The following is a 25,939-nucleotide window of genomic DNA, read 5'->3' on the forward strand; positions in this document are numbered from 1 at the left end:
AAAATAAAATTATTCCTCACCATCTGCTTCTAAACGATCTAACAGAATTCGCGAATGAGCCTGAAGGCTGCTTGATAGAACATAGAACTCGCCCCAAATTGCGATTGCCATACCCTCATCTTTAAACTCAGCGATAATTCCCACCGCCCTATCGAACATTTCTTTATTCATTTGATCTAATTTTTGCAAGCGCAACCAATGATGCGAGAGAAGCTGTAGAAGCTCTGGTTCCCTGCACAGCTTAGAAAAAGAATGACCAATTACTTCCCATGTTGTTAATTGCAGATCTGGATTTCGCATTGCCTTTTCCTCGGCACAAAGCTCAGCTATTCTCCCAAGAACTTTTTCATTGTAACTAAGAGACCTCTCAATCACTCCCACCAAATCCGCTCGAAGTCGAAACTCACGGGCCTGCTCTTGGCTATTCTGAAAAACTGTTAATCTATAATTAACATATAGCGCAACAGGAAACCCAAGTACAATTCCAAGTACAGTTGCCGAAAAGCCCGGTAAAAATTCTGATAGAAAAACCGACACAGCACCTCCAGAGTGCCAATAAAAATCAAAAAGTCGCTGCAAAAATTATAAAAATTCGGACGAATATTTCTTCGTCCGAAAGTAAAAATTAGGATTTTACAAGTTTCGCCCGGTCAACCCGCTCTAACAAATAAGATGTCAAACTCAAAATATTCAAACAATCCAACTCAGTGAAAATCTTTGGAACAATGGCATCCAACGGTGCATGAGCCACCGGATTTCTAAACCCTGTAATAAGGCCTCTTGAAAGAAAATCTTGACCGCTCTGCAAGTTAACACCAGTAACTGTCGAGATATCACCTATCTGGAGAAAAGGGGGCGATTTCGCAGAAAATGCCTTACCTGTCAAGTCAGTTCCATCCTCGAGAATCCCCGTTAATTCCCGAATATGCTCACAGTAGATTTTTACACTCTGATCCGCCGCATCACCGTATTGCTTATTTTCGTAATAGCTCTTTATCCGCTCCCTCAACTTTTCATTTAAATGCCGCCAATGCAATTGAGGATACTCAGGAATGATCTTGTGTAGAGCTTCGATCACTGGAGTAAACTTACTAAAAGCATCTTCACCACTAAGAGATTCCAAAATCTTTGACGCATGGGACTGAATATCTGCAGGCATTGTTGAAATCCATTTCCTAGTATCAATCCCTGTAACTTTTTTCAGATCCTCATCTTTTTTATCTTTTCTCTGGTCCCGCCAACTGATATTAACTTTTGAAATCAAATTTGACAAAAACTCACGAAACTCCTGCATTTCCTCATTATCCCAATTAATCGACTGCCGATTAGTAGAGATAACATCCTCAGATAGTAAATCAATGAAATCCGCTTGAATCCAACCAGTCAAATACTGAAAGAAATGACTAGATGTACTATTTGAAAAAAACTCTGGAGCATTTACCAATTTACCCCGAGAAAACACTGAGACTCCCCTGAGCCCGGAGTTCGGCTTAATAGGGGTTTCACCTGTATATAGCTTTCCCGAGACCTTCCCTTTGTAAAAACTGCCATCATCAACAAGCTCATCAACATCCCACTCAAACTGTTTGTTTAGCTGGGCATAACGACGCTCATTGTTCACTAGCAAACTCTCACCATTAGAGTCCTGCAAGACAATATTAAAGGTGCTATCAACAATGAATATCTTTGAAAGACTGTCCGCCAACCCTTCCACATCAAAAGCAGACTGACGCTTTAGCTTAGAAAGCTTAATTACTGTACCGTTTTGTTTATCAGTAGGCTCGTCGGTAATTTCCGCTATAGGATTGTAGCTTCCCTCAGCACTCATCAACGCATCCCAATCAAGAACAAACCTATTTCTTTTACCATTATTCACAGTATCTACAGTAATGACTTTGGCCAACCCAAACAACGCCAACTTCCCTAGACCTTTCTTTCCCGTTGGCAATCTTGAGAAAATCTTGGTTGGTTCATCTCCTTCATCCTTTCGTCTATTTCGACCAATCACTAGAAACTTATTTTGGATATCTGACGATGACATACCATGACCATCATCGATGACATTAATAGAAACGGGCCGACCATTATTCTCATGAAACTTCAAGCTAACCGTCGAGGCATCAGCGTCATAGGCGTTAGATATTAGCTCTGCCAGAGCAGGTGGAAGCGTCGAATACATCCTTACGCCAAGATGCTCGATGGTTTTCGGGTCAAATTTCATTTCAAAACTACTGGTCATTTCAGCCCCATCCCTAGTTAAATAAGCTTAGATGCTTTCTAAATTCTATTGCGTGTCTTTTAATAAATTCTGGCGGCAGTGCATTCCCTATCATTAGGGCAACAGCGTCTTTCCCCCTCGACATAGAAAACCTATATTTAGGAGGAAATGTTTGAAGTAGTGCCGCCTCCCTTAATGTTATTGCTCTATTTTGGTCAGGATGGATAAACCTGCCTTTTGATGGGCTGATGCATCCCCCTGTAATTGTCGGGGAAACTGTATTCCATGCCATTCGACCATAGACATCTAAATAGCCATCGGGCTTTCTAAGGTGGCAGGGAAGCCAATACTCAATTGGAAGATCTGTTCTGGAACCACCATCAATTGGAATTAAACTTATCATCTCGTTGATTTTATCTGTTCTTTTAACAGGTAAATCATGTAGATAATCGCCTGTATCACCCGGCGGTCTCATCCCCCCGATAGCACTCCTTACTGTCGCCACATCAGCGCTCTCAACTGGATCGTCGATGCAACCTAATAAAGATGCTTTTAGAATCATTCTTTTACGTCGTTGAGGCACACCGAATGACGCAGCGTCTTTAACCTGAACTGTCTTATCGTCGATATAATAATTAAGCTCTTCGAGCTGATTCTTTACTTGGTCAATGCGATTATCCTTGGCCAGCCCCGGAACATTTTCCATCATAATAGTCTTGGGCAACATCGCACTCACAAACTTCATAAACTCGAAAACAAGGTCATTTCTTTCGTCCACCACTGAACTTGATTTATTTCGAGTTCTATGCGAAGAGAAACCTTGACAGGGAGGGCACCCTGCAAGTAAATCTAACTCACCCGGCTTTATGCCCAGATCATTCATTACATCAAACGGGCTAAGATCTCGAATATCGCGCTCATATAGAAGATGTTCCATATGATTCAACCGGTAGGACTCAGCGGCAACTGGGTTAAATTCAACACCAGCCACAACATTAAAACCAGCATCTTTCAAGCCAACTGTTAGTCCGCCAGCGCCACAAAATAGATCTATAGCAATCATTTTTTTAGACTGCATTCCTTTCAACACCTCTTCCACTTTGTAGAGATATCCGTCGCAGGACCAATATCTTCGCCGAACTCCCTTTTCAAACTCTGAATCGAGCTGAAATTCAACGCTCCGAACCCAGAATTCACAAAAAATTTACACATTGTCGTATGTGCCTAACTTTGTGTAAATAACAAGAAGAATTAATTTTTACCGTAACCTCACGAAGGTAGCTCATTTTTTAGCTTGACCCCTCCCGTATGATTCAATAGCCTGAAACTCGGTGCCTAAGAAACACCTCACACAGCGGATCGACCGCACCCGACAGTAGCGGCTTTTTTGTGCCTACGGTTTCCCCGTGCGCATCAAAAAACTCTGTTATGCCGGGAGTGGGCTAATACAAGACCCGAAAGGGGAATATGTCCGGCCCTCTGTGTGGGGTTTCTTAGCTCCCGGCACCCAGCCTTAAGAAAGCTGACATCACACAGAGGTAATGGATATGCCTAAAAATGTCTCCTTCGGCACGAAAAAAATTAGCTTCAACCTGAACATCATCTGCATGCTTCCAGCACTGGAGGCCTGCCATGACTGAACCCCACAGTTCGACTGTATTCACTCTGTACAAACTCTCTCTCCACGCCCTTCTCCTTGAAGGCCAGCCGTGGTTTTGCGCACGCGATATTGGCCGTTTGATGGGTGTCCATCTCAGTGATCGTATGGTCAGTAAACTGGACAAGGATCAGCATCGTTTTCTGTGGATTGAGTATCACCGCCAGCCTGACAAGCAGCTGATGCTCAGTGAGTCAGGCGTATATGCGCTATTGGTGTATCACTACGTCCCAGGGAATCGGCTGTTGCGTGAATGGCTGACCCATCAAGTAGTTCCAGCCTTACGCGATGCCGCGTCCTCGGATTCGGATCTGCCTGTGCTGAGTTTTTTGAAATGGCCTGAGATGTCTGTGAGTCTGTTGCATTGGCAGAATGAGAGTTGGATTCGGCTGCGGGACATGCCCTATCTTTTGAGCGATCAAATACCGCGAAAAGCTACCGCGACGAAGCCTTGGTGGCGGAGGGTCGCTCAGGCGTTTCAGTCGTCCAAGCATTCGATGGGTTGAGCGATACGCTTGTAGGATCACATGCGAGATCCGTCGCTATTTTTTGTAGGAATTTTCGTAGACAGCAGTAATGGCCACTCAGTATCGTCCGAGGGTTTTCAACCCTCGGCGACTGTATGGCTATGGAAAAAAGTAATAGCGACTGGAGTGAAGTAGAGATTCAGGCGGCGGTCGACGCCTATCTACGGATGTGGTCGTGTGAACAGAAAGAACAGGCATACAACAAGGCACACGAGAATCGCGTACTTCGCGAGGGCGTACTGGCTGACCGAACCAAGAGCTCTATCGAATTTCGGATGCAGAACATTTCTTCCGTCATGGTCGAGTTGGGCCGTGAACCTATCAAGGGTTACAAACCTGCCAAGAATGTCGGCGCTAATGTCGCGCGTAGTATCCGTACAGCGCTCGATGCTTCCAGTGTTGTTACTCCTGAGGACTCTGATCCCACGGCGGACGAAGAAAAGCTAGAACAGCGTGCGGCCAAATTTGAGCGGCAACCATTCCTGTACGTCCCAAAAGGGATAAAAAATCCTGTTTGGACCGAGTCCACCAGGAAGACTTACTTTCGCGATCCTGAATTGAGGGGTTGGGTTCGTCAGCAGGCCAATGGAAAGTGCGAAGGCTGCGGCGAAGAAGCGCCATTTAAAAAGAATGGGAAACCGTTTCTGGAAGCGCATCACGTTAAACATATGTCGCAAGAGGGTTCTGACCTTCCTTCGAATGTTGTGGCGTTGTGTCCCAACTGTCATCAACGTTGCCACCATTCGGACGACAGAGAGGCTTTCATTGCTTGGCTGTATGACAACGTTGGAAGACTCGAAAAGGAATAATCGCGGTTTATCTGACTAACCGTATTGGCTGATCTTGGGGCTGCTTCGCAGCCCAGCGGGAGCAAGCTCCCTCGCCACAGGGGTGATGTGTGGCCCGCAGTGGCAGGGTGAGGATTGAAATCTGGTTGATGTTTGGAATCGCCAGCAGGCTAGCTCCCGCAGGTTTTGCATCATCCTGAAAACAATCAGTGCAACCCGCTGCGCCTCCCGCTATTAATACCCCTCCCCCACTCAAGGATCCGAGCCCCGCCATGAAATTCGATCTCGCCTACTGCCTCAGTCTCGACGACAAGTTGTCGATCTATGACGTTCGCGATCTCAATTTCGATGAGACGGTGGCGTTCGATTCGGCCAAGGAGCACTTCCAGTGCCCCAACGATGCCTGTCGTTTGGCGTTTGATGCCTCCAACGAGTTGGGCACGTTCAACGCGAAAAATGTGAATTACGTGCGCACGCCGCACTTCAAGAATCTACCCACGACGCAGCATGTAGCGGGTTGTCCGTATGTGAGTTTGAAAGCGTCGGCATCTGGCGTTGAGACGGCGGATGGCGAAACGGATGACGCTCGCGAGGAACACTTCCCATCGGAGTTGTTGCTGACGCGGCGTGAGTATGTGCGCAAGCCAGCTGCGCCTGCGGGGGCGGCGGATGTGTTGCGGGATGATCCGGTGCGGGTGGCGCAGGTGAGTTCCAGGGAGTCGCCGGGGCGTGAGACGGCGCCGGACAAGACCAGTGTGTTTGCGCATCCGGTGGAGTGTTTTGTGACGAACTTCGCCGACAAGGAATTGCTCAAACGCATGCCGTTGAAGATCGGCGAGCACACGGCGCCTTATGGCTCGTTCTTCAAGAAGATCGAGTATCTGACGGACAACAAGGGGCTGATTTACTGGGGCAAGATCAAGGAGATCAAGGATTACACCCAGAGTTTTCGCATCGATTTCGAGCAGAAGGTCTGGTTCAAGCAGGCGGATGAGGCGAAGAAGAAGCCGTATTCGGTGAACGTGTATTTGAGCAAAAAGTTGATCGACAACTACCGCAAGCGCAAGGCGTTTCTGGAAGAGATCAAGCACGCGATCGACAGTGATAAGGCGTTGTTCTGTTTCTTCTATGGCGTGACGCCGGAGTTGAAGCAAGTGCCGAGCAAGAAAAACCCCGAACAGACGTTCGGGGTGTTCAGTGCCAACATCGAGAACCTGGATCACTTTATTGTGCGGGAGGCGCCGGGGTTGGTGTGATGGATCAACTCACACACATGCTGATCATCACCATCATGAGCAAACCGATGTACACCCACGCATGCACCCGATCCGGTATCCGCCCGATCCACGGCGTGGCCAACCGAATCCCGACCAGCGCCCCCAGCGTCAGCACCGTAAACGCCAGCAAATCCACATACCCGATAAACCACGCGCCCAGATCCGTCTCGCTGAAACCGGCCAGCGCCATGTACGTCAGCGTCCCGGTCAGTGCCACCGGCACGCTCAGTGGATTGGCCATGGACGTGGCCTGGGACATGCTCAACCCGCAGCGACGCAACAGCGGCACGGTCATGACGCTTCCTCCTACGCCGAGGAACGTGGCGACGGCGCCGATGCCTACACCACCGGCGGATATTTCCTTGCGATTCAATCGACGTGGGATGACGCCTTCGTCATGGATGAGGAAGCCGCGTCTGAACAGGCAGTCGATGATGGTCACGCCGAGGTAGGCGATGAACGCGTAGCGGATGACCTCGCCGCTGACCCACACCGCGGCGATCGCGCCGATGATCGCGCCCTGGGCGATGAAGCCGCCGAGGGGCCACAGGTAATGGCGGATCAGGTTGCCGGCGCGGCGGTGTTTGTCGGTGGCGATCAGGGCGTTGACGATCATCACGCAGGTCGAGGTGGCGACGGCGATGTGCATGGCCGATTGGCCGATGGCGTCGTCGGCGCCGTGACTGGCGCTGAGCATGCGATAGAGCAGCGGCACGACGACGAAGCCGCCGCCGAAGCCAAAGAGCACGGCGGTGATGCCGGTCATACAGCCGAACAGGGTTAGCAGGAGGTAGAACATGGCGCGTCTTCCGGTGATGGGCAGCGGTCGACGATAGAGCGACGCGGCTTGGCCTGCTTCAGCAACTAAGCCAATAATGTTTGCGTTTACGCCAACTGCAGGGAAACGCTCGATGCGCAATGTTTCGATCAATCTGCTGGATGACACGCCGCGCCCGGTGGTGGCGGTCGGTACGGATTATTCCCACGGTCATCTGTTGCCATTTCATACGCATCGGCGGGCGCAGTTGTTGTACGGCGCGACCGGGGTAATGCAGGTTCGTACGCATGACGGCAACTGGGTGGTGCCACCACAACGGGCAGTGTGGATTCCGCCGGGAGTGGCGCATGAGGTGCTGATGCTGGGCGTGAGCACGCGCAGTCTGTACATCGAGCCGGGGTCGGTGGATTTGGGGCAGCGCTGCCAGGTGATCAGCGTTTCGCCGTTGATGCGGCACTTGTTGATGGAGGCGGTGGAAGTGCCGCCGGCCTATGACCTCGAAGGTCGCGATGGCGTACTGATCGACTTACTGCTGCATGAACTGGCGCGCAGTGCGCCCCTGCCCTTGCACATTCCGCTGCCGACTGACGGAAAGCTCCTGGCTTTGTGTCAGAACTTTCTGCATCAGCCGAACGCCCATCAGTCACCGCAACACTGGGCCGAGCAGTTGCACATAAGCTTGCGCACCTTCAACAGACTGTTTCGACAGCAGACCGGGTTGAGCTTCAGCCAATGGCGGCAACAGGCCTGCGTGGTGCTGGCACTGGCGCGTCTGGCGGCCGGAGAAGCGGTGACGCGGATCGCCCTGGACTTCGGTTATGAGAGCCCGGCGGCGTTCTCGACGATGTTCCGGCGCATCCTCGGCCAGGCACCGTCCGTCTGGTTGGAGGCGGCGAACTAGGGCAAATCAAAAAATGCGTTTGATCCCGGCCGAAAACAACTGTACAAAAACCCAGTACATTTTAAATCAGCACTCTTGAGCCCGGAGCACACCATGGCCTCTCTTGCGATGAACCACATCCTCGAACGCATTGCCCTTTTCCAGTTCACCCCGACGCACTGCGTCCAGGCCCGAGCGATGCTGGGCTGGAGCGTGGAACAGCTGTCGCGCGAAGCGCAGGTTGCGGTGGACGACATTCAGCGGTTTGAAGCGCAGCAAGACGTGGCGGATGCGGCGCGGCTGGCGCTGGCTTACCGGTTTGAGGCACAGGGGTTGGTGTTTTTTCCCGGGTTTGCGCCGGGTCGCAGTGCGAGTATGGGCGCGCCATCGGAAGCAGTGGGGCGTGGGGATTATGCGATGGCTGAATAAGGACGTGAAAATTGAGTGAAATCGAAGAAAGCAAAGGTTGCGTTTATAAGGATCTGGAAGGCGTAGATGCGAGTGACATGCAAAATAAAGCCCGGCATGTCACACGATTAGCTGCACTCATCGAAACAGCTCCCATGAGCAAAGCCGACGTAGCTCAAAGACTTGGTTTGAATCCGGAAAATCTGGAAGAGATTCTCCGGGGGAAATTCCGCGACATAAACGTTTCCACGTTGGTGGGCTATGGTGACTTGATGTCGGAAAACAATCTCGAAAAATAAGGTTCGCCTCTATAGAGGCGAACCGGTTTTAACTCATCAGGCGTTCTGCACCACCCCTTCACTCTCCTCTTCAACCTCCAACCACCACGCACTTCCGCGCTGCGGTTGCATCAGGTTGAACGCCTCGCCCATTTGCGGCGTGGTGATCGCCACACTGCGCTCCCAGGCCAGTGACAGGATGCGATCAAAGGGTTCGTGCCAGGCGTGCATGGCCAGGTCGAAGGTGCCGTTGTGGATCGGAAACAGCCAGCGGCCCTTGAGGTCGATGTGCGCTTGCAGGGTTTCTTCGGGTTGCATGTGCACGTGCGGCCATTCGACGTTGTAGGCGCCGGTTTCCATCAGGGTCAGGTCGAACGGGCCGTATTGTTCACCGATGCGTTTGAAGCCGTCGAAGTAGCCGCTGTCTCCGCTGAAGAAGATGCGGGTGTCGCCATTGATCATCACCCACGAGGCCCACAGCGTGCTGTTACTGTCGAACAGGCCACGGCCGGAGAAGTGCTGCGACGGCGTGGCGACGAAGCGGATGCCGGCGATTTCGGTGCCCTGCCACCAGTCGTACTGGCGGACTTTACTGGCATCGATGCCCCATTTGACCAAGGTATCGCCGACGCCCAGCGGGGTCAGGAAGTAGTTGGTCTTGGCCGCCAGTTTCAGCACTGCCTGGTAATCGAGGTGGTCGTAGTGGTTGTGCGAGAGGATCACCGCTTCGATCGGCGGCAATTGGTCGATACTGATCGGCGGCTGGTGAAAGCGTTTCGGGCCGGCCCACTGCACGGGCGAAGCGCGCTCGGCGAAGACCGGGTCGGTGATCCAGAATTTGCCGCGCATTTTCAGCAGCAGGGTCGAGTGGCCGAGGCGATAGACGCTGTGGTCAGGCGCGGCCAGCAGGTCTTCAGTTGTCAGCGACTGCACCGGGATCGCAGCGGCGGGACGGGTATTGCGCGGCTTGTTGAAAATCATGTTCCACATGATCCGCAGCATCTTGCGCCCACCCTCGCGTTGCACCGGCGCATGGTTACGGAATAGCCCTTGATCCTGACGAGAGGCTTCAGGCGTGGAAATTTGATCCGCAGAAATATCTGAATTGGCCATGACTGAGAGACTCCAGAAAAACCGCGCAATTCACGGTTTTTCACGGTGGGACGATAAATGGCCAAGGCACGCACGCATCAGCCGAACTGTCTGGTTTTTAGGTTGCGCGGATTAACGCAACATTACACTTGGCGGTGTAGTTTCTAGGTTGCATCAAACCGGATGACAAGTAAACTGCCAAGTGTAATTTCCCTCTTTCTCTGCCGAAGCGTACTTATGACAGCTGCACAGCGCCTTACCGACCGCAAACGCGAAGCCATCATTCAGGCGGCGATTGCCGAATTCCGGGCCAACGGGTTCGAGATCACCAGCATGGACAAGATCGCGGCTACCGCCGGGGTGTCGAAGCGCACGGTGTACAACCATTTCCCCAGCAAGGAAGAGCTGTTCGCCGAAATTCTCAACCAACTCTGGGCACGAATTACCGAAGAGCAGACGGTGAGCTACCGCGCCGATCAGCCGCTGCGCGAGCAACTGCTGCCCATGTTGCTGGCCAAACTGCAGATGATGGCCGATGACAATTTTCTCGGACTGGCGCGGGTGGCAATTGCTGCCACCATTCATTCACCGGAGCGCGCGCAAGACATGGTGGCGCGCATGGGTGAGCGGGAAGAAGGCCTGACAGTGTGGATTCGCGCCGCATTGGCCGATGGTCGGTTGAAGTCCGTGGATGCCGATTTCGCCGCGCAACAGGTGCAGGGGCTGTTGAAGTCATTCGGTTTCTGGCCGCAGATTTCCATGGGTTTGCCGCCGCTGGATGCAGACACGCAAAAAGCCGTGGCCGAGTCGGCATTGGAGATGTTTCTGGCACGTTATCAGCTCTGAACCGGCCTCTTCGGCACCCGCCCGGTGTCACCGACTCGAACTTTGAAAAAGCCGGAAACGTACCGATGCGCAATTTCTTGTACAACTTAACTTGGCTTGTATAAGATCGAGCCGTCAGCCTGGATGCTGGCACTTTGCAGTCAATGACAAATGCCGACCCGGCATTTGCTCTGCCAGCGCGGAAACAGGGACACAAACCTCGTCTTTCCCTACTTCCAGGTACTGCCCCTATGTTTTTCAAACGCCAACAAGCCGAACTCAACGATCTTCAACACACCCTCACCGAACAAAACGGCCTGCTTGAAGCGATCAATCGCTCCATGGCGGTGATCGAGTTCGACCTTGACGGTGTGGTGTTAAAGGCCAATGACAACTTCCTCAAAACCATGGGTTACCGCGCCGAACAGGTGATCGGCCAGCCGCATCGCTTGTTCTGCACTCCGGAGTTTGGCCGTAGCGCGCAATACACCGAACTGTGGTCGCGCCTGAAAAACGGCCAGTTCCAGTCCGGCACCTTCGAACGGATCAACAGCCAGGGCCAGCCGATCTGGCTGGAAGCCAATTACAACCCGATCAAGGATGCCTCGGGGCGCGTGGTCAAAGTGGTCAAGTTCGCCATGAACGTGACGACCAAGGTGCAGCAGGAAAGCGAGGCCAACGCCAAACTGCAGGCAATCGACCGGGCGATGGCGGTGATCGAATTCGACCTCGACGGCGGCATTCTCACGGCCAATCAGAATTTTCTGACACGCATGGGTTACACCCTCGCTGAACTCAAGGGTAAACATCACCGTTTGTTCTGCCGCGCGGAACTGGTCAACAGCAGTGCCTACGAGGACTTCTGGCGACGCTTGAATCAGGGCGAACTGTTCCAGGGCCAGTTCGAACGCGTCGACAAGCGCGGTCAGAGTATCTGGCTGGAGGCCAACTACAACCCGGTGTACGACGCCGCGGGGCGTTTGTGCAAAGTGGTGAAATTCGCCACGGACGTCACCGCCCGCGTCGAGCAGCACGAGCACGATGCCCGTAGCGCCAGCGCCGCTTATCACATCTCCGTGGAAACCCGGAAAGTCGCCGAGCAAGGCACTCAGGTGATCCAGCAGGCGGCCAGCGAAATGCGTGAAATTGCTGACGACATCGCGCAGTCATCAACGCTGATCGCGCAACTTGGCGAGCGCTCGGAGCAGATTACCGCGATCGTCAATACGATCCGCGCGATTGCCGACCAGACCAATCTGCTGGCGCTCAACGCGGCGATTGAAGCGGCGCGCGCCGGGGATCAGGGCCGCGGTTTTGCCGTGGTGGCGGACGAAGTGCGGCAACTGGCGGCGCGCACCAGCGGCTCGACGGCGGAGATTTCCAACATGATCGGCCTGATCCAGAGCGAGACACGGCAGGCGATCAAGAGCATGGAAGGCACCCGCGGGCGGGCGGCGCAAGGCGTTGAACTGGCGGATCAGGCCGGCAGCGTGATTCTGCAGATCCGCGATGGCGCCAGTGAAGCGGTGCAGGCGGTGAGCATGTTTGCCAATGAGCGGGCGCCGGGCTAAGAGACCGCGTCGCGGCTTTCGCGAGCAGGCTCGCGAACGGGCCATCAGCCTCGATGCAGGGCTATAGTGACCTCCAGTCCCAAGTCCTGCCGAGCCCACCATGACCACAGAAAAACCCGACTTCCCCGCGCCCGCCCCGGTCGATCACCTGCGCTTCCACCGCCCCCACGCTCACCTCAACACCACCTTCGGCAACGACGCGTTCGCCCTGCGTGCCGAGGCCTTCGCGCGGTTCTTCGGCACGCCGCTGTTTCTCGGCGCGCAAACGCTGATCGTCGCAGTGTGGATCGGCCTCAACGTGTCGGGCGTGACGCAGTTCGACGTCTACCCGTTCATCCTGCTCAACCTCGCGTTCAGCCTGCAAGCCGCCTACGCCGCGCCGTTGATTCTGCTGGCACAGACCCGACAGGCCGCGCGGGACAAGGCGCAGTCGGACGCCGACGCGCAACACCGTGAAGCGCTGGCGGTGGCCAACAGCGAGCGCCAGGCGCAGGCCGCACAGACCACCGCGCAACTGCTCGAATTGCTGGAACAGAACACCCGACTCACCGAGATGACCAAGAGTCTGACTGAACGCATCGAAGGCCTGACCCGCGAACTGCATGCGCACATCTGCCAGGATCCGCAACGCTGATCACGGCAGACGCAGCGCCCGCCCCAGTTCATCGAACAGCGTGACCACCGCGCGCAACGAGCGGCAGTCCGCGCGGGTCAGCAGCCACAGCGCGGTGTCATAGCCGTGCAGCGGTGCGCTGAGGGGCTGCAAACCTTCCGTGATCAGAAAGTCCGGCAACGCCGCCACGCCGAGACCGCCGCGCACCAGTTCCGTCACCGAGAGCATGCTGTTGCAGCGATAACTCGGGATCACGCCGGGCAACTGTTGGCGGCGCCAGGCGACGGTCGGGTGATCCGGCAGAAACTCGTCCGGGGCGATCCAGGTCAGCGCCGCCAGATCCGTCGCATCCACATTCTGCAGATAACGCGCACTGGCGCAGACCCGGTAGGAAACCTTCGCCAGTTGCCGTCCGACCAAATGCTCAGGTGGTGTACGCGTCAGGCGCAGGGCGATGTCGGCATCCCGCCGGCTGAGGTTGGCGAAATCGTTGGAGGTGCTCAGCTCAAGAGTCAGCGCCGGGTAGTTCGGCATGAACTGCGCCAGCGCCGGCAACAGCAGGCCTTGCAGCACCGAATCGGTACAGGTCAGGCGCACCGTACCGCTGACCACTTCCCCGCCCTGTTCGACACCGATTCGCGCCGCTTCCAGTGCCTGTTCGGCGCGCTCGGCCTGCTCGGCCAGCGTCTGCGCGAGGGTGGTGGGCAAATAACCGGCGCGGCTCTTTTCGAACAACTGCTGGCCCAGCGCTGACTCCAGACGACGCACCGCGCGAAACACCGTCGACACGTCGACCCTGAGCAACTGCGATGCCCGGGCCAGAGAGCCGCCGCGCACCAACGCAAGGATCAGCGCCAGATCCGGGTAGTCGAGTCGATAGTGCGTCGCTGCATTGATCACTTGGGAAAACGCCAATATTGAGTGCGTGAACGCCAATCTATAGTGAGCCCCGGTGATCGACAACTGCACACCCTCACCACAGAGGTTAATCACTCACTCAAATCAAGGAAATCCCATGGACGCCATTTCCATCGCCCTGATCGGCGATTACGACCCGCAAGTCACCGCCCACCAGGCGATCCCCGTTGCCCTCGGCATGATCGCCGAGCAGTCCGGCCAAAATGTGCAATTCGACTGGCTGGCCACGGAGCAAATCCACGTCGATACACCATTGGCACATTACGACGGCTTCTGGTGCGTCCCGGCCAGCCCCTACAAAAGTGAGGCCGGTGCACTCAGGGCGATTCGTTTTGCCCGCGAACAACAGCGCCCGTTCCTTGGTACCTGCGGCGGTTTTCAGCATGCGCTGCTGGAATTTTCCCGCAATGTGCTGGGCTGGGCCGATGCCGAACATGGCGAAACGTCACCGGATTCGCCGCGAGCGGTACTGACGCCGCTGACCTGTTCGTTGGTGGAGGCGGTAGACAGCATTCATCTGGTCGCCGGTTCGTTGATCGCCAAGGCGTACGAAACGTCTGAAATTCATGAAGGTTATCGCTGCCGATTCGGTGTGAATCCGCAGTTCGAAAAGGAATTACTGACCCCTCCGCTACGCGCCGTGGGGCACGATTCGGCGGGCGACTTGCGCGCGATCGAATTGACTGACCATGTGTTTTTTGTCGCCACGCTGTTTCAACCGGAACGTGCGGTGCTCAACGGCCAGATCCCACCGTTGGTGCGGGCGTTCGTCGAAGCGTGCGTGGAGCAACGGCAATGAAACCGGCCCCAACCTGCTTCGCGGTGATTTTCACCTCGACCCGCACCGAGGGTGACAATGGTTACGCGGCGGCCTCCGAGCGCATGATGGCGCTGGTCAGCCAGCAGCCGGGGTTTCTCGGGATTGATTCAATTCGCGGGGAAGATGGCGTCGGCATCACCATTTCCTACTGGGAGAACGAGGCGGCGATTCTGGCCTGGCGCGAGCATCCCGAGCACCGGGTGATTCAGGCGCGTGGGCGGGCGCAGTGGTATTCGACGTTTCAGACGCGGGTGTGTCGGGTGGAGCGCGAGTATCGGTTTGGGCAGTGACCATTGCGGCGCATGAACTGCCCCTTTCGCGAGCAGGCTCGCTCCCACAGGGGAAATGCGATCAACTGTGGGAGCGAGCCTGCTCGCGAAGAGGCCGCAACAGCCACTACAAAACTTCAGCCTTTTACCAGACTGCGCACCGCCAAAATCTCCGGCACCTCAACCTTGCTCATGTACACCCGCAACGGCTCGCTGATGTTGATCCGCTCGTCGATGTTCTGGTCCAGCAGCAACTGAATCAGCTCGCGCCTCAAGGTCATGGTGGTATCCGAAACCGGCGCCCAGACAAATTCGCTGGTGGGAATAATGCCGTCATCGGCCACGTCCATGCCGAACGAATCCTCGCTGAATCGCACGATGTACTGACCGGTCTTGCGGTTGAGGCCGACAAAACCCTTGAGGTCATCGGCGGCCTGACAGATGAGTTGGGAAGTGATGCGCATGGTAAACCTCACGAAAAATCATCGATGGTTTACACGCAGGGCAACAGACTCGGCGCGCCCTCTGCCGGAGCGTCTGCCGAGGGCAAGCGTACTGCAAACCGCGCCACAAAAGTGCAGGAAAAATCGCTTTTAATACGTTTATGTCGGTCTGGCGATAGCACGCAATCGCTTCAGTTGTTAAAAGGTACGTCTTTGAAAATGCCCTGCGAAAGGAACTCGAACATGCCCGCCACTTTCACCAAAAGCGCCCTCATGCTGAGCCTGATGCTCGGTCTCGGCCAGGCCCACGCCGCCGCGACTGACGTCAACGCGCTGGCCGCCGCCCATGGCATCCCGCATCCAGCCGTGATCGCGCACCGTGGCGCGTCCTTCGATGCGCCGGAGTCCACCGCCGCCTCCTACAAACTGGCCCGCGACCTCGGCGCCGACTACCTGGAAATGGACTTGCAGCGCAGCAAGGACGGCGTGCTGTTCGCCCTGCACGACAACAACCTGCAACGCACCACCGACGTCGCCACCAAATTCCCGGAGCGCAAGGACAGCCCGGCCACCGCCTTCACCATGGCCGAACTGAAAACCCTCGACGCCGGCAGCTGGTACAACAAGGCTTACCCGAATCGCGCGCGTCCGACCTACGCCGGGCTGAAAATCCTCACCCTCGATGAAATCATCGACATCGCCCAGGCCAACCCGAAACACAAGCCGGGCCTGTACATCGAAACCAAGGAACCGCAACTGTTTCCGGGGATCGAGCATGACCTCAAAGAGAAGCTGCAAGAACGCGGCTGGCTGAGCCCGGCCGGTTCGAAACTGGCCAAGAGCGAACTGGGCGTCGGCCAGGGCAAAGGCAAGGTGATCCTGCAGACTTTCGAGAAGAACAGCCTCGAACTGCTGCAAAAGGAAATGCCGCAAGTGCCGAAGATCCTGCTGCTGTGGGTCGGCGAAGGCAGCATTGAGCCAAAATCCAAAGTGAGCTTTGCCGAGTCCGGCGAGAAGGACAAGAACGTGTTCTACGGCAAGCAGGAGCCGAAGTCCGAAGCCGAATTCAAGCAATGGGTGGATTTCGCCAAGGCTCACGGCGCCATCGGCACCGGTCCTTCTGCCAAGTTGACCAAGGGCGGCGATCAGAGCTACTCGGATCTGGTGCAACCGTGGATGAACCAGTACACCCACGATCAGGGCATGCTGGTGCACGTGTACACCGTCGATGAGCCGGTGGACTTCGAGAAAGTCATGGCGGCCGGGGTTGATGGCATCTTCACCAACCGCGCCAGCGAACTGTTGAAGTTCTACAAGCGTCCGGCGCCAGCCAGTGTGGATCAGGTGTTGAAGAACAACGGGTTCTGATCTGCAAAACCGAGGTGCCTTCATCGCGGGCAAGCCACGCTCCCACAGGTTTTGTGTCGGGCATGGCTTGTCCGTTTTGTATTCGGGGTTTTAAGGGTGAATTAAGTTGCGGTGGTTAACCTGAGCCCACTTCAACGAACAACCCAAGGAATGACCCGATGAAAACTTTGACTGCCCTGTTTACCGCCGCTGCCCTGACCCTGACTGCTGGCCTGGCCCAGGCCGATGTGCGCGTCGACCAGATCCCTGAGCTGGTCAAATCCGGCAAGATCAAGTCGCTGGAGTCGATGAATGCCGAAGCGCTGAAACTGCATCCGGGTGCGACCATTACCGACACCGATCTGGATAACCACTTCAACGGTTACGAGTACGAAGTCGAGCTGAAAACCGCCGATGGCAAAGAGTTTGACGTCGATTTCGATGCCACTACCGGCAAGGTGCTGAGCAACAAGCAAGACACCTGATACACCGCCAACGCAAAGCCGCACGATCCCGGATCCTGCGGCTTTTTTGCGTCCGTTGCCCGGCGAATCACGCGGATGCCGCCTGAAGGGATGCCAAAACCGCCATCAGACGGCTAGTATGGCGACCATCAGATAAACAATTGCAGCCGAGAGCGATGGGCATGGGGCAGACAGCGGCAACAGACATCGCAACGATCGGACGGATCAGCGCGGTTCCGGCGATTCTTCAGGTGATTCGCGAACTGACCGGCCTGCGCTTTGCCGCCGTGGCGCGGGTTACCGAGGAGTCGTGGACAGCCTGCGCCGTCCTCGACCAGCTGGATTTCGGCCTGCAGGTCGGTGGCGAACTGGATGTGGTCACCACGCTGTGCCACGAAATCCGCGCTGCCCACACTTCGGTGGTGATCGACAAGGCCAGCGAAGACCCGCTCTACCGCGATCATCACACCCCGCGTCTGTACAAATTCGAGAGTTATATCTCGGTGCCGGTGTTCCGCACCGACGGGCGCTTTTTCGGCACAATCTGCGCCCTCGATCCGAACCCGGCACAGCTCAAGTCCAGCAGCATCCAGAGCACCATGGAGTCGTTCGCGCGGATGCTTGCGTTGCAGATCGAGGCCGAGGAAAACGCGCAGCTCACCGAAACCGCGTTGTTGCAGGAGCGCGAAACCGCCGAGTTGCGCGAACAGTTCATTGCCGTGCTCGGCCACGACTTGCGTAACCCGTTGTTCGCGATCAGCGCCGGCGCCGAAATGCTCCTGCGCAAGCATCCGGATCCGGCCATCGACGTTCGGGTACGCAATATCCTCGGCAGTGCGCAACGGGCAACCCGGCTGGTGGATGACGTACTCGACTTTGCTCGCGGACGCTTGGGCAAGGGCATTCCGGTGAATATCCAGCCCTGCGCGGATTTGACCGAAGCCGTGCAGCAAGTGGTGACGGAAATTCGTAACGTGCATCCGCAGCGCACCATTCACGCGTCCATCGGCGACTTGCAGGGCTTGCCCTGTGACCGCGCGCGGATCGCTCAATTGCTGTCGAACCTGCTGGCCAATGCGGTGGCCCATGGCGACCCGGCGGGTGACATTGAGGTCATTGCGCAAGTCGAGCACGACGTGTTGATGCTGGCGGTGAAGAATCAGGGGCATATTCCCGAGGCGGTTTTGCCGCATCTGTTCCAGCCTTACTCGCGCCCAAGCGCCAGCACGCCACAGGCCGGGCTCGGTCTGGGGCTGTATATCGCCAGTCAGATCGCCCAGTCCCATGGCGGGCATTTGCATGTGGCGTCCACCGCGCAGAGCGGCACGCTGTTCACCTTCAGCCTGCCCACTGCCTGAAACACCACAAACTCAAATCCACCACAGATCCCTGTGGGAGCGAGCCTGCTCGCGAAAGCGGTCTGTCTGCCACATCTGAGGCGACTGGCACTGCGCCTTCGCGAGCAGGCTCGCTCCCACATTGGACCTTCAGTGCTCTTGAGAAATCAGGCCGACGTGCTGACCAACGACCCGGAGCTGCTCGACCCGGAATCCTGCAACGCCTGCAACAAAGCCGCCGTCGCGGTCTGCAACGAAGCCGAAGTGCTGGAGATCTGCGACTCGGCGGAGGCCACGTCAGCCGCTTTGGCATCAGCGTCTTCCTGCTTGGCCTGAGCCGCTTGCAGCGCTTGCTGTTGCTCCTGCAATTGCTTTTGCAGCTCGGCGATCTGCTTGCGCAGTGCCTTCACCGAATCCGATTCACCGCTGCTGTCGGAACTGCTGTCGCCTGCCGGAGCCGCGCCCCCGCCGGCCGCCACTTTGCTGGTATCGGCGCTGACGCTTGCGCTGCTGGTTGCAGTGGCCGAGGTGTCGTCACTGGCGTCGCTGATTTTGGTTTTGCTGGTGGCGGTGGTGACGGTCTGATTGATTGAAACAGAGGTGATGCTGACCATGGGCTGGCTCCAATGCCGGTTATAGATAACCGGCCATCGGCGGCACTCGCACGGATTTGAGATCGACTGTGTACCGACTCGGTAACCGAACCGGTACACGTCAGCGGACGTCAGGCGCTCAGGCGTGCGGTGACCTCATTGAGTTGCCCGGACAGGCCATGCAGATTCTGGCTGGCGCTTTCGGTGCGCTGCACGCTGTTGAGGTTGGTGCTGGCGATGGACGTGATCTCGGTCAGGTTGCGCGAGATGTCTTCGGCCACCGAGGTCTGCTCTTCGGCGGCGGTGGCGATCTGGCGGTTCATGTCGCGGATCGCTTCCACCGCATGGGTGATGCGCTCCAGCATCGCACCGGCCTGAGTCACTTGTTCGACGCTTTCGTCGCTGCGGGCCTGACCGCTTTCGATCGCTTGCGCAGCATCCACGGCACCGGTCTGCACGTTCTGAATGATCTGATTGATCTCGATGATCGACTCGGCGGTACGCTGCGCAAGGTTACGCACCTCGTCGGCGACCACCGCAAAACCACGCCCGGCTTCCCCGGCCCGTGCCGCTTCAATCGCTGCGTTGAGCGCCAGCAGGTTGGTCTGTTCGGCGATGCCGCGAATCACTTCCAGCACCTTGCCGATGCGCCCGCTGTCGCTTTCCAGGCGACGAATCACTTCAGCGGTGTTGGCGATTTCGCCACGCATCCGGGTGATGGTGTGGATGGTGCCCTGCATGACCTTTTCACCCTGCTGGGCGGACTGGTCGGCATCGTCGGCAGCCCGCGCCGCATCCGCCGCATGCCGGGCGACTTCCTGGGCGGTGGCGGACATTTCGTTCATTGCCGTGGCCACCTGATCGGTGCGGTTGAACTGCTCGTTGGTGCCGCCGGCCATGGTCGTGGCGATCGCATTCAGTTCGCCGCTGGCGCTGTCCAGATCACTGGCACTGCGTTGCAGGTGAGTGAAGGTTTCAGCGAGGAAATCGCGCAGGGTATTGGCGGCGGCCGCAAGGTTGCCCAACTCGTCCTGACGGGCGTTGGCAACGCGTTCGGCGAGGCGTCCACGGCTCAGTTGGGTGACGTAATCGATCAGTTTGCGGATCGGTTCGATCAGGTTGCGGTTGACCAGCCACAGGCTGAGCAAGCCGATCAGCAGACCGGAACCGAGCATCACCACAATTCCCAGCAGCACTGTGCTGTCGGCATTGGCACTGATCTGCGCCGACTGTTCGATGCCCTGCTTGCGCAGCTCGGCGACCAGTTCGCTCATCTGATCGCTGGTGGCGCGGTCCACGCCTTTGACCGCACTGTCGCCAGCCGCTGGATCGGCACCGGCCGCGACGTAGGCATCGCGACCCTTCTGGTAGGCGCTGCCGAGTTGGCGGTGCTCTTCACGCAGGCGTTCGATGCGGGATTTCAGCGCCGGCTCCAGGCCTTTCTGGCCGGCCAGTTCACCGAGAATGCTCTGCACATCGCGCTGACGATCTTCGAACTGGCTCCAGTATTTGGCCAGGTCCGCCGGTTGCTTGCCGCGCAGCAAGACGTTTTTCCACTCCTGCACCTGCACCTTGAATTGCAGGTTGGCCTCGTCGATCAATTGTGAGGTGTGCAAGGGGCCGGCGATCAACTGGCTGTAGTTCTGCACGCCATTGGACAGGAAATGAAAGCAGGCCAGTGCGATCAACAGCATCGCCAGCAGGCTGCCGCTCAGCAGGGCGAGAATTTGTGCTCTCAGGGATTTTTGCAGCATCGCGAGATACTCAGGACAGGGATGAGGCACGCCCGATAAGGCGTGGAATTTTGCCGGACATCCGTGTCGGCGAGCCTTGGCTCATGGCCAAGCGCGCGCAACGTAACCCAAGCGTGATCGGCGCACCAGAGCGCTTCTTGAAAGAAATCCGACCGCCGGTAAGGCATTGATCTGGCGTCACTTTATCGTCACACAAGTGTCATATCCGGTTGCGATGATGCGGCTCAGGTGAATCTGAAAACTCCACGCCAGACGCCCTCCTCGCAGCGAGCCTCCATGAACCACAGCCTCGACCTCAGTCATCGCGATCCTGATTTGTTCGGTCTGCTTTACGGCTTCCGTTTTCGTCCCGGTGAGCGTGGCCGCGAAGTCGATTCGGCGACCGCCCTGCGTTGCTTGCAAGACGACGGCGACCGTGATGAATTCCTCTGGCTGCACCTGAACCTGGCGCACGCCGCGTGTGAGCGCTGGATGAAAAGTCATCTGCAATTGCCCGAAGAATTCTTCGAGGCGCTGCACGAAGGCTCGCGCTCGACGCGCATCGAACACGTAGATTCGGCCTTGCTGGCGGTGGTCAACGACGTGGTGTTCAACCTCAGCAGCATGGTGTCCTCGGACGTGTCGACGCTGTGGGTCTGTGTGCGCAGCAAACTGATCGTCAGCGCACGCCTGCAACCGCTGCACTCGGTGGACAAACTGCGTTCGTCGGTGAAGGCCGGCGAATGCTTTCGCTCACCGTCGGAACTGCTGGTGCACCTGCTGCGCGATCAGGGCGAAGTGCTGACGCAGATCGTGCGCAAGACCAGCATGAGCGTCGATCAGGTCGAAGACGAATTACTCTCCTCGCGCCTGTCGACCAACCGCGCCGAACTCGGTGCCAACCGTCGGGTGCTGGTGCGCCTGCAACGCCTGTTGGCGCTGGAGCCGGGCTCCTTGCTGCGCCTGCTCAACCGGCCGCCGGCGTGGCTGCAGAAGGAGGACGTCAAGGAGCTGCGCAAATCCACCGAGGAGTTCGCGCTGATCATCAACGACCTGACCGCCCTCGGCGAGCGGATCAAACTGCTGCAGGAAGAAATCGCCGCCAACCTCAACGAACAGAGCAACCGCACGCTGTTCACCCTGACCGTGGTCACGGTGCTGGCGCTGCCGATCAACATCATCGCCGGCTTCTTCGGCATGAACGTCGGCGGCGTGCCGCTGGCGACGGATCCGGAAGGGTTCTGGATTCTGGTGGCGCTGGTGGCGACGTTTACCGTGATTGCCGGGCGCTGGGCGTTTCGCAAGCGCGGGGATTACTGACCACCGAACCTGATGTCCAGCACAGTTCCCCTGTGGGAGCGAGCTTGCTCGCGAAGACGGAATATCAGGCACCATCATTGTTGAATGACACACCGCGTTCGCGAGCAAGCTCGCTCCCACAGGGATCTGCTTCAGCCTTCAGATCAGTGGTGGAGCTAAAAACCCAAACACTGATCTATCGCAGTCTCTCTGTAATATTTAGCAACGATCATGACGAACAAACCTTCCCTCGCTCAGGATTGTCCGCTCATGGCTACTCCCTCCCTGACCGCCGCCCGCCCCACGTCCGCCCACGGCGGCCGGCCGGCACTTGATAAGAAACCCGGTCCGTTCACTTACGTGGTGTTCTTCGCGGTTCTGGCCATGGGCATGTTGTTCACCGCTTACAGCCTGATGCACGACATGCATGAGCTGGGCACCACCGTCACCACCTGGACCCCGTTCCTGTTGCTCGGCGTGGCGTTGCTGATTGCGCTGGGCTTCGAGTTCGTCAACGGTTTCCACGACACCGCCAACGCGGTCGCGACGGTGATCTACACCCACTCGCTGCCGCCGAATGTGGCGGTGGTCTGGTCGGGCTTCTTCAATTTCCTCGGGGTGCTGCTGTCCAGCGGTGCGGTGGCGTTCGGCATCATCGCCCTGCTGCCGGTGGAGCTGATTCTGCAGGTCGGTTCGTCCGCCGGTTTCGCGATGATCTTTGCCCTGCTGATCGCGGCAATTCTGTGGAACCTCGGCACCTGGTGGCTGGGCCTGCCGGCCTCCTCTTCCCACACGCTGATTGGCTCGATCATCGGCGTCGGCGTGGCCAATGCCCTGATGCACGGGCGCGACGGCACCAGCGGCGTGGACTGGGCGCAGGCAACCAAGATCGGTTATGCGCTGTTGCTCTCGCCGCTGGTGGGCTTCGGCTGCGCGGCGCTGTTGCTGCTGGCCATGCGCGCCTTCATCAAGAACCGCGCGCTGTACAAGGCGCCGCAAGGCAACAACCCGCCACCGTGGTGGATTCGCGGTTTGCTGATCGCCACCTGCACCGGTGTGTCTTTCGCCCACGGCTCCAACGACGGGCAGAAAGGCATGGGCCTGATCATGCTGATTCTGGTTGGCACACTGCCGATGGCTTACGCGTTGAACCGCACCATGCCCGCTGATCAAACGCTGCAATTTGCCGCCGTCGCCGAAGTCACTCAGCAAGCGCTGGTGAAAAACACCCCGCTGCCTGCGCCGGTCGATCCGCGTCCGGTGCTGTCGGATTACGTGCGCAGCAAGCAGGCCACGCCGCAACTGATCCCCGCCCTCGCCGCCCTCACCGGGCACATTGGCGAAGAGGTCAAAGGCTATGGTTCGCTGTCGAAAGTCCCGGCCGAAGCCATGGGCAACGTGCGTAACGACATGTACCTGGCCAGCGAAAGCATTCGCCTGATGGAGAAGAACAAGGTCGGCAACTTCGACGCCGACACTACTGACAAACTGCAACTGTTCAAGCAGCAGATCGACAACGCCACACGCTTTATCCCGCTGTGGGTGAAGATCGCCGTGGCCATCGCCTTGGGGCTGGGGACCATGGTCGGCTGGAAACGGATTGTGGTGACGGTCGGCGAAAAGATCGGCAAGACCCACCTGACCTACGCCCAGGGCGCCTCGGCGGAAACCGTGGCGATGCTGACGATTGGCGCGGCGGACATGTTCGGTTTACCGGTCTCGACCACCCATGTGCTGTCATCGGGCGTGGCCGGGACCATGGTCGCCAATGGCGGTGGCTTGCAGATGAAGACCATCCGCAATCTGCTGATGGCGTGGGTGCTGACCTTGCCGGCGGCGATTCTGCTGTCGGGCAGCCTGTACTGGCTGTTCACCCAAACCTTCTGATCCCCACAAATCCTCTGTAGGAGCTGCGGCACGCTGCGATCTTTTGATCTTGTTTTTTACAAGCAAAATCATAAGATCGCAGCTCCTACAGGTGTAGTCGGTCAGAGCGTCGAACGAATCACATCGCCCAACCACTCCATGAACACCCGCACCCGCAGCGGCAAATGCCGTTGCCGCGCATACAGGATTGCAATGCCCATCGCCGGTGCCGTGAACTGCGGCAGCACCGTCACCAGCTCCCCGGTGTCCAGGTGCGGCTGCATGCCGGTGCGCGGTACCTGAATCAGGCCGAACCCGCCAAGACAGGCCGACTCATAGGCATCAGTGCTGTTGACCGTGACACTGCCAGCCATCGGCAGGCGCCGCACCTGACCGTCCTGTTCATACACAAACCCTTCCGAGCGCGAACCGAGCACGCCGACGTAATGCACCAGTCGATGCTGCGCCAGATCCTCCAGCGTCTGCGGCACGCCGTAGCGTTCAAGGTACGCAGGGCTGGCGCAGTTGATCATCGGGAAGTCGCCCAAGTGCCGCGCCACCACCGACTGATCCGGCTGCGCGCCGATGCGCACCACGCAATCGAAACCCTCGCTGAGCAGATCGACGCGGCGGTCGGTGCTGCTGATTTCCAGTTCCAGATTCGGGTGGCGGGCCATGAACTCCGGCAGCAGCGGCATGATCAGGCGTCGCGCGAGGATGTTCGGCATGTCGACGCGAATCCGCCCGCTCAGCGACGCTGGATCCTGGCGAAACAGACCCTCGATCTCGTCCATGTGCGACAGCAGATCCTTGCTGCGTTCATACAGCACCAGACCGTCCTGCGTCGCCTGCACCTTGCGCGTGGTGCGTTGCAGAAGGCGGGTGCCGAGCAGGCTTTCCAGAGCCTGCACATGCTCGGACACCGTCGAGCGCGGCAACCCGAGACTCTCGCCGGCCAGGGTGAAACTCGACAGTTCGCTGACCCGGACGAAGGTGCGCAGCAATTCCAATTTGTTCATGAGGACACCCGTTGATTGTTCGGCTTATCCGATCAGTGATTCCGGTTTCAGTCTGTTTATCACCCCACGGCGGACAAATAAACTTTGCTCATCACCACTCACCGCAATCGAGGATTTCACATGAGCCGCAAAATCGCATTGATCACCGGCGCCAGCCGTGGCTTGGGCAAGAACGCCGCCCTGCACCTCGCCGCCGAAGGCGTGGACATCATCGGCACCTACAACAGCCGCGCCGATGAAGCCCAGGCGCTGGTGGCTGAACTGGAACAACGCGGCGCCAAAGCCGTGATGCTGCAACTGGATGTGGGCCGCAGCGAAAGCTTTGCCGATTTCGCTTCGCGGGTTGAGCAGGCGTTGCAGCACTTTGATCGTCCGCGCTTCGACTTCCTGATCAACAACGCCGGGATTGGCGTGCACGCACCGTTCGCCGAGACCACCCCGGAACAGTTCGACCTGCTGATGAACATCCAGCTCAAAGGGCCGTTCTTCCTGACTCAGCAGCTGCTGCCGCTGATTAATGACGGTGGACGCATTATCAACATCTCCAGCGGCCTGACCCGCTTCAGCCTGCCGGGCTACGCCGCCTACGCGGCGATGAAAGGTGCGATGGAAGTGTTGACCCGCTATCAGGCCAAGGAGCTGGGGGCGCGGCAGATCGGCGTGAACATTCTGGCGCCGGGCGCCATAGAGACTGATTTTGGTGGCGGCGCGGTGCGCGACAACGCCGCGTTGAACGCGATGGTTGCGAGCAACACCGCACTGGGACGCGCCGGGCAACCGGATGACATCGGTGGCGCGCTGTCGATGCTGCTGGCGCCGGGTGCGCAGTGGATCAACGGGCAGCGGGTTGAGGCGTCGGGCGGGATGTTTCTCTAACCCCCCCGACTCACTAAAAACTTTCTTGGTGAGAGCCTCTGTG

27 protein-coding genes and 1 pseudogene are annotated in these 25,939 nt (G+C 57.4%); 18 read left to right on the plus strand and 10 right to left on the minus strand.

Annotated features, from left to right (window positions below; genetic code table 11):
- Nucleotides 1-9 precede the first annotated feature (9 nt).
- The 3 genes from HXW87_RS25115 to HXW87_RS25125 form a co-directional block, all read right to left on the minus strand.
- On the minus strand, nucleotides 10-537 hold the full coding sequence (locus HXW87_RS25115) for a hypothetical protein (RefSeq protein WP_239777919.1): 528 nt from the start codon (nucleotides 535-537) through the stop codon (nucleotides 10-12).
- Nucleotides 538-625: 88 nt separating this feature from the next.
- On the minus strand, nucleotides 626-2,239 hold the full coding sequence (locus HXW87_RS25120; RefSeq protein WP_239777920.1) for a TIGR02391 family protein: 1,614 nt from the start codon (nucleotides 2,237-2,239) through the stop codon (nucleotides 626-628).
- A gap of 13 nt (nucleotides 2,240-2,252) precedes the next feature.
- Nucleotides 2,253-3,317, minus strand: a complete 1,065-nt coding sequence (locus tag HXW87_RS25125; protein WP_239777921.1) for a DNA cytosine methyltransferase — start codon at nucleotides 3,315-3,317, stop codon at nucleotides 2,253-2,255.
- A gap of 533 nt (nucleotides 3,318-3,850) precedes the next feature.
- Here HXW87_RS25125 and HXW87_RS25130 point away from each other — a divergent pair.
- The 3 genes from HXW87_RS25130 to HXW87_RS25140 all read left to right on the plus strand — a co-directional run bounded on the left by HXW87_RS25130 (nucleotide 3,851) and on the right by HXW87_RS25140 (nucleotide 6,446).
- Entirely contained in the window at nucleotides 3,851-4,381 is a 531-nt protein-coding gene (locus HXW87_RS25130; RefSeq protein WP_239777922.1) for a Bro-N domain-containing protein, read from the plus strand.
- Nucleotides 4,382-4,497: 116 nt separating this feature from the next.
- Nucleotides 4,498-5,211, plus strand: a complete 714-nt coding sequence (locus HXW87_RS25135; RefSeq protein ID WP_239777923.1) for an HNH endonuclease signature motif containing protein — start codon at nucleotides 4,498-4,500, stop codon at nucleotides 5,209-5,211.
- 251 nt (nucleotides 5,212-5,462) lie between these two features.
- Entirely contained in the window at nucleotides 5,463-6,446 is a 984-nt protein-coding gene (locus HXW87_RS25140) for a hypothetical protein (RefSeq protein WP_239777924.1), read from the plus strand.
- Between the two features lie 4 nt (nucleotides 6,447-6,450).
- On the opposite strand, the gene HXW87_RS25145 is transcribed toward HXW87_RS25140, so the two are convergent.
- Entirely contained in the window at nucleotides 6,451-7,266 is an 816-nt protein-coding gene (locus HXW87_RS25145; protein ID WP_239777925.1) for a sulfite exporter TauE/SafE family protein, read from the minus strand.
- A gap of 112 nt (nucleotides 7,267-7,378) precedes the next feature.
- Between HXW87_RS25145 and HXW87_RS25150 the strand changes: the two genes are divergently transcribed.
- From HXW87_RS25150 to HXW87_RS25160, 3 genes are all read left to right on the plus strand, one after another.
- Nucleotides 7,379-8,146, plus strand: a complete 768-nt coding sequence (locus HXW87_RS25150; protein ID WP_239777926.1) for a helix-turn-helix transcriptional regulator — start codon at nucleotides 7,379-7,381, stop codon at nucleotides 8,144-8,146.
- A 93-nt stretch (nucleotides 8,147-8,239) separates the two neighbouring features.
- Nucleotides 8,240-8,554 (plus strand): XRE family transcriptional regulator, encoded by a 315-nt coding sequence (locus tag HXW87_RS25155; protein ID WP_123588732.1) that lies wholly within the window; start codon nucleotides 8,240-8,242, stop codon nucleotides 8,552-8,554.
- Nucleotides 8,555-8,565: 11 nt separating this feature from the next.
- Nucleotides 8,566-8,832, plus strand: coding sequence for an XRE family transcriptional regulator (locus HXW87_RS25160; RefSeq protein ID WP_239777927.1), 267 nt, complete (start codon nucleotides 8,566-8,568; stop codon nucleotides 8,830-8,832).
- A gap of 36 nt (nucleotides 8,833-8,868) precedes the next feature.
- Here the strand turns inward: HXW87_RS25160 and HXW87_RS25165 are convergent, their stop codons facing one another.
- Nucleotides 8,869-9,924: an MBL fold metallo-hydrolase gene (locus tag HXW87_RS25165; protein WP_239777928.1), complete on the minus strand. Its 1,056-nt coding sequence runs from the start codon at nucleotides 9,922-9,924 to the stop codon at nucleotides 8,869-8,871.
- Nucleotides 9,925-10,140: 216 nt separating this feature from the next.
- Between HXW87_RS25165 and HXW87_RS25170 the strand changes: the two genes are divergently transcribed.
- The 3 genes from HXW87_RS25170 (at nucleotide 10,141) to HXW87_RS25180 (ending at nucleotide 12,933) form a co-directional block, all read left to right on the plus strand.
- Complete coding sequence (locus tag HXW87_RS25170; RefSeq protein WP_095668518.1) at nucleotides 10,141-10,749, plus strand: TetR/AcrR family transcriptional regulator; 609 nt, start codon at nucleotides 10,141-10,143, stop codon at nucleotides 10,747-10,749.
- Nucleotides 10,750-10,979: 230 nt separating this feature from the next.
- Nucleotides 10,980-12,299, plus strand: a complete 1,320-nt coding sequence (locus HXW87_RS25175) for a PAS domain-containing methyl-accepting chemotaxis protein (RefSeq protein ID WP_239777929.1) — start codon at nucleotides 10,980-10,982, stop codon at nucleotides 12,297-12,299.
- A 100-nt stretch (nucleotides 12,300-12,399) separates the two neighbouring features.
- Nucleotides 12,400-12,933, plus strand: a complete 534-nt coding sequence (locus tag HXW87_RS25180; RefSeq protein WP_121186768.1) for a DUF1003 domain-containing protein — start codon at nucleotides 12,400-12,402, stop codon at nucleotides 12,931-12,933.
- On the opposite strand, the gene HXW87_RS25185 is transcribed toward HXW87_RS25180, so the two are convergent.
- The gene (locus HXW87_RS25185) at nucleotides 12,934-13,875 is read right to left on the minus strand and encodes a LysR family transcriptional regulator (protein ID WP_239779187.1); all 942 of its coding nucleotides are present in this window, start codon (nucleotides 13,873-13,875) and stop codon (nucleotides 12,934-12,936) included.
- 52 nt (nucleotides 13,876-13,927) lie between these two features.
- Here HXW87_RS25185 and HXW87_RS25190 point away from each other — a divergent pair, with 52 nt between their 5' ends.
- Nucleotides 13,928-14,629 (plus strand): CTP synthase, encoded by a 702-nt coding sequence (locus HXW87_RS25190; RefSeq protein ID WP_239777930.1) that lies wholly within the window; start codon nucleotides 13,928-13,930, stop codon nucleotides 14,627-14,629.
- On the plus strand, nucleotides 14,626-14,940 hold the full coding sequence (locus tag HXW87_RS25195; protein WP_239777931.1) for an antibiotic biosynthesis monooxygenase: 315 nt from the start codon (nucleotides 14,626-14,628) through the stop codon (nucleotides 14,938-14,940). Before HXW87_RS25190 ends, HXW87_RS25195 begins: the two co-directional genes overlap by 4 nt.
- 116 nt (nucleotides 14,941-15,056) lie before the next feature.
- On the opposite strand, the gene HXW87_RS25200 is transcribed toward HXW87_RS25195, so the two are convergent.
- A complete protein-coding gene (locus tag HXW87_RS25200; protein ID WP_239777932.1) occupies nucleotides 15,057-15,383 on the minus strand; it encodes a DUF2025 family protein in 327 nt (108 codons plus the stop codon).
- Nucleotides 15,384-15,605: 222 nt separating this feature from the next.
- Here HXW87_RS25200 and HXW87_RS25205 point away from each other — a divergent pair, with 222 nt between their 5' ends.
- The 3 genes from HXW87_RS25205 (at nucleotide 15,606) to HXW87_RS25215 (ending at nucleotide 18,531) form a co-directional block, all read left to right on the plus strand.
- Nucleotides 15,606-16,730 (plus strand): glycerophosphodiester phosphodiesterase, encoded by a 1,125-nt coding sequence (locus HXW87_RS25205; protein WP_239777933.1) that lies wholly within the window; start codon nucleotides 15,606-15,608, stop codon nucleotides 16,728-16,730.
- A 158-nt stretch (nucleotides 16,731-16,888) separates the two neighbouring features.
- Nucleotides 16,889-17,194, plus strand: a complete 306-nt coding sequence (locus HXW87_RS25210) for a PepSY domain-containing protein (RefSeq protein ID WP_007917758.1) — start codon at nucleotides 16,889-16,891, stop codon at nucleotides 17,192-17,194.
- 161 nt (nucleotides 17,195-17,355) lie between these two features.
- On the plus strand, nucleotides 17,356-18,531 hold the full coding sequence (locus HXW87_RS25215) for a GAF domain-containing sensor histidine kinase (RefSeq protein ID WP_121186778.1): 1,176 nt from the start codon (nucleotides 17,356-17,358) through the stop codon (nucleotides 18,529-18,531).
- A gap of 146 nt (nucleotides 18,532-18,677) precedes the next feature.
- Here the strand turns inward: HXW87_RS25215 and HXW87_RS25220 are convergent, their stop codons facing one another.
- Both HXW87_RS25220 and HXW87_RS25225 read right to left on the minus strand, forming a co-directional pair.
- Nucleotides 18,678-19,124 carry a hypothetical protein gene (locus tag HXW87_RS25220; RefSeq protein WP_041066454.1) on the minus strand — a complete coding sequence of 149 codons (447 nt, stop codon included), beginning with the start codon at nucleotides 19,122-19,124 and terminating at the stop codon, nucleotides 18,678-18,680.
- Nucleotides 19,125-19,234: 110 nt separating this feature from the next.
- A complete protein-coding gene (locus tag HXW87_RS25225) occupies nucleotides 19,235-20,857 on the minus strand; it encodes a methyl-accepting chemotaxis protein (RefSeq protein WP_239777934.1) in 1,623 nt (540 codons plus the stop codon).
- Nucleotides 20,858-21,133: 276 nt separating this feature from the next.
- Between HXW87_RS25225 and HXW87_RS25230 the strand changes: the two genes are divergently transcribed.
- From HXW87_RS25230 to HXW87_RS25235, 3 genes and pseudogenes are all read left to right on the plus strand, one after another.
- Nucleotides 21,134-22,156 (plus strand): transporter, encoded by a 1,023-nt coding sequence (locus tag HXW87_RS25230; RefSeq protein WP_182401803.1) that lies wholly within the window; start codon nucleotides 21,134-21,136, stop codon nucleotides 22,154-22,156.
- Nucleotides 22,153-22,281, plus strand: a pseudogene (locus HXW87_RS29630) (metal ABC transporter ATP-binding protein); the annotation flags it as partial. The gene HXW87_RS25230 and the pseudogene HXW87_RS29630, both read left to right, overlap by 4 nt.
- A gap of 124 nt (nucleotides 22,282-22,405) precedes the next feature.
- Nucleotides 22,406-24,022, plus strand: coding sequence for an inorganic phosphate transporter (locus tag HXW87_RS25235; protein ID WP_239777935.1), 1,617 nt, complete (start codon nucleotides 22,406-22,408; stop codon nucleotides 24,020-24,022).
- 101 nt (nucleotides 24,023-24,123) lie between these two features.
- On the opposite strand, the gene HXW87_RS25240 is transcribed toward HXW87_RS25235, so the two are convergent.
- A complete protein-coding gene (locus tag HXW87_RS25240; RefSeq protein ID WP_239777936.1) occupies nucleotides 24,124-25,020 on the minus strand; it encodes a LysR family transcriptional regulator in 897 nt (298 codons plus the stop codon).
- A 120-nt stretch (nucleotides 25,021-25,140) separates the two neighbouring features.
- On the opposite strand from HXW87_RS25240, the gene HXW87_RS25245 reads away from it, so the two are divergent.
- Nucleotides 25,141-25,896 carry an SDR family oxidoreductase gene (locus HXW87_RS25245; RefSeq protein ID WP_182402121.1) on the plus strand — a complete coding sequence of 252 codons (756 nt, stop codon included), beginning with the start codon at nucleotides 25,141-25,143 and terminating at the stop codon, nucleotides 25,894-25,896.
- The last annotated feature ends 43 nt before the right edge of the window (nucleotides 25,897-25,939 follow it).

Origin of the sequence: Pseudomonas sp. Y5-11 (assembly GCF_022368695.1) — a bacterium.
In the GTDB taxonomy this organism is placed as follows: Bacteria; Pseudomonadota; Gammaproteobacteria; order Pseudomonadales; family Pseudomonadaceae; genus Aquipseudomonas; species Aquipseudomonas parakoreensis.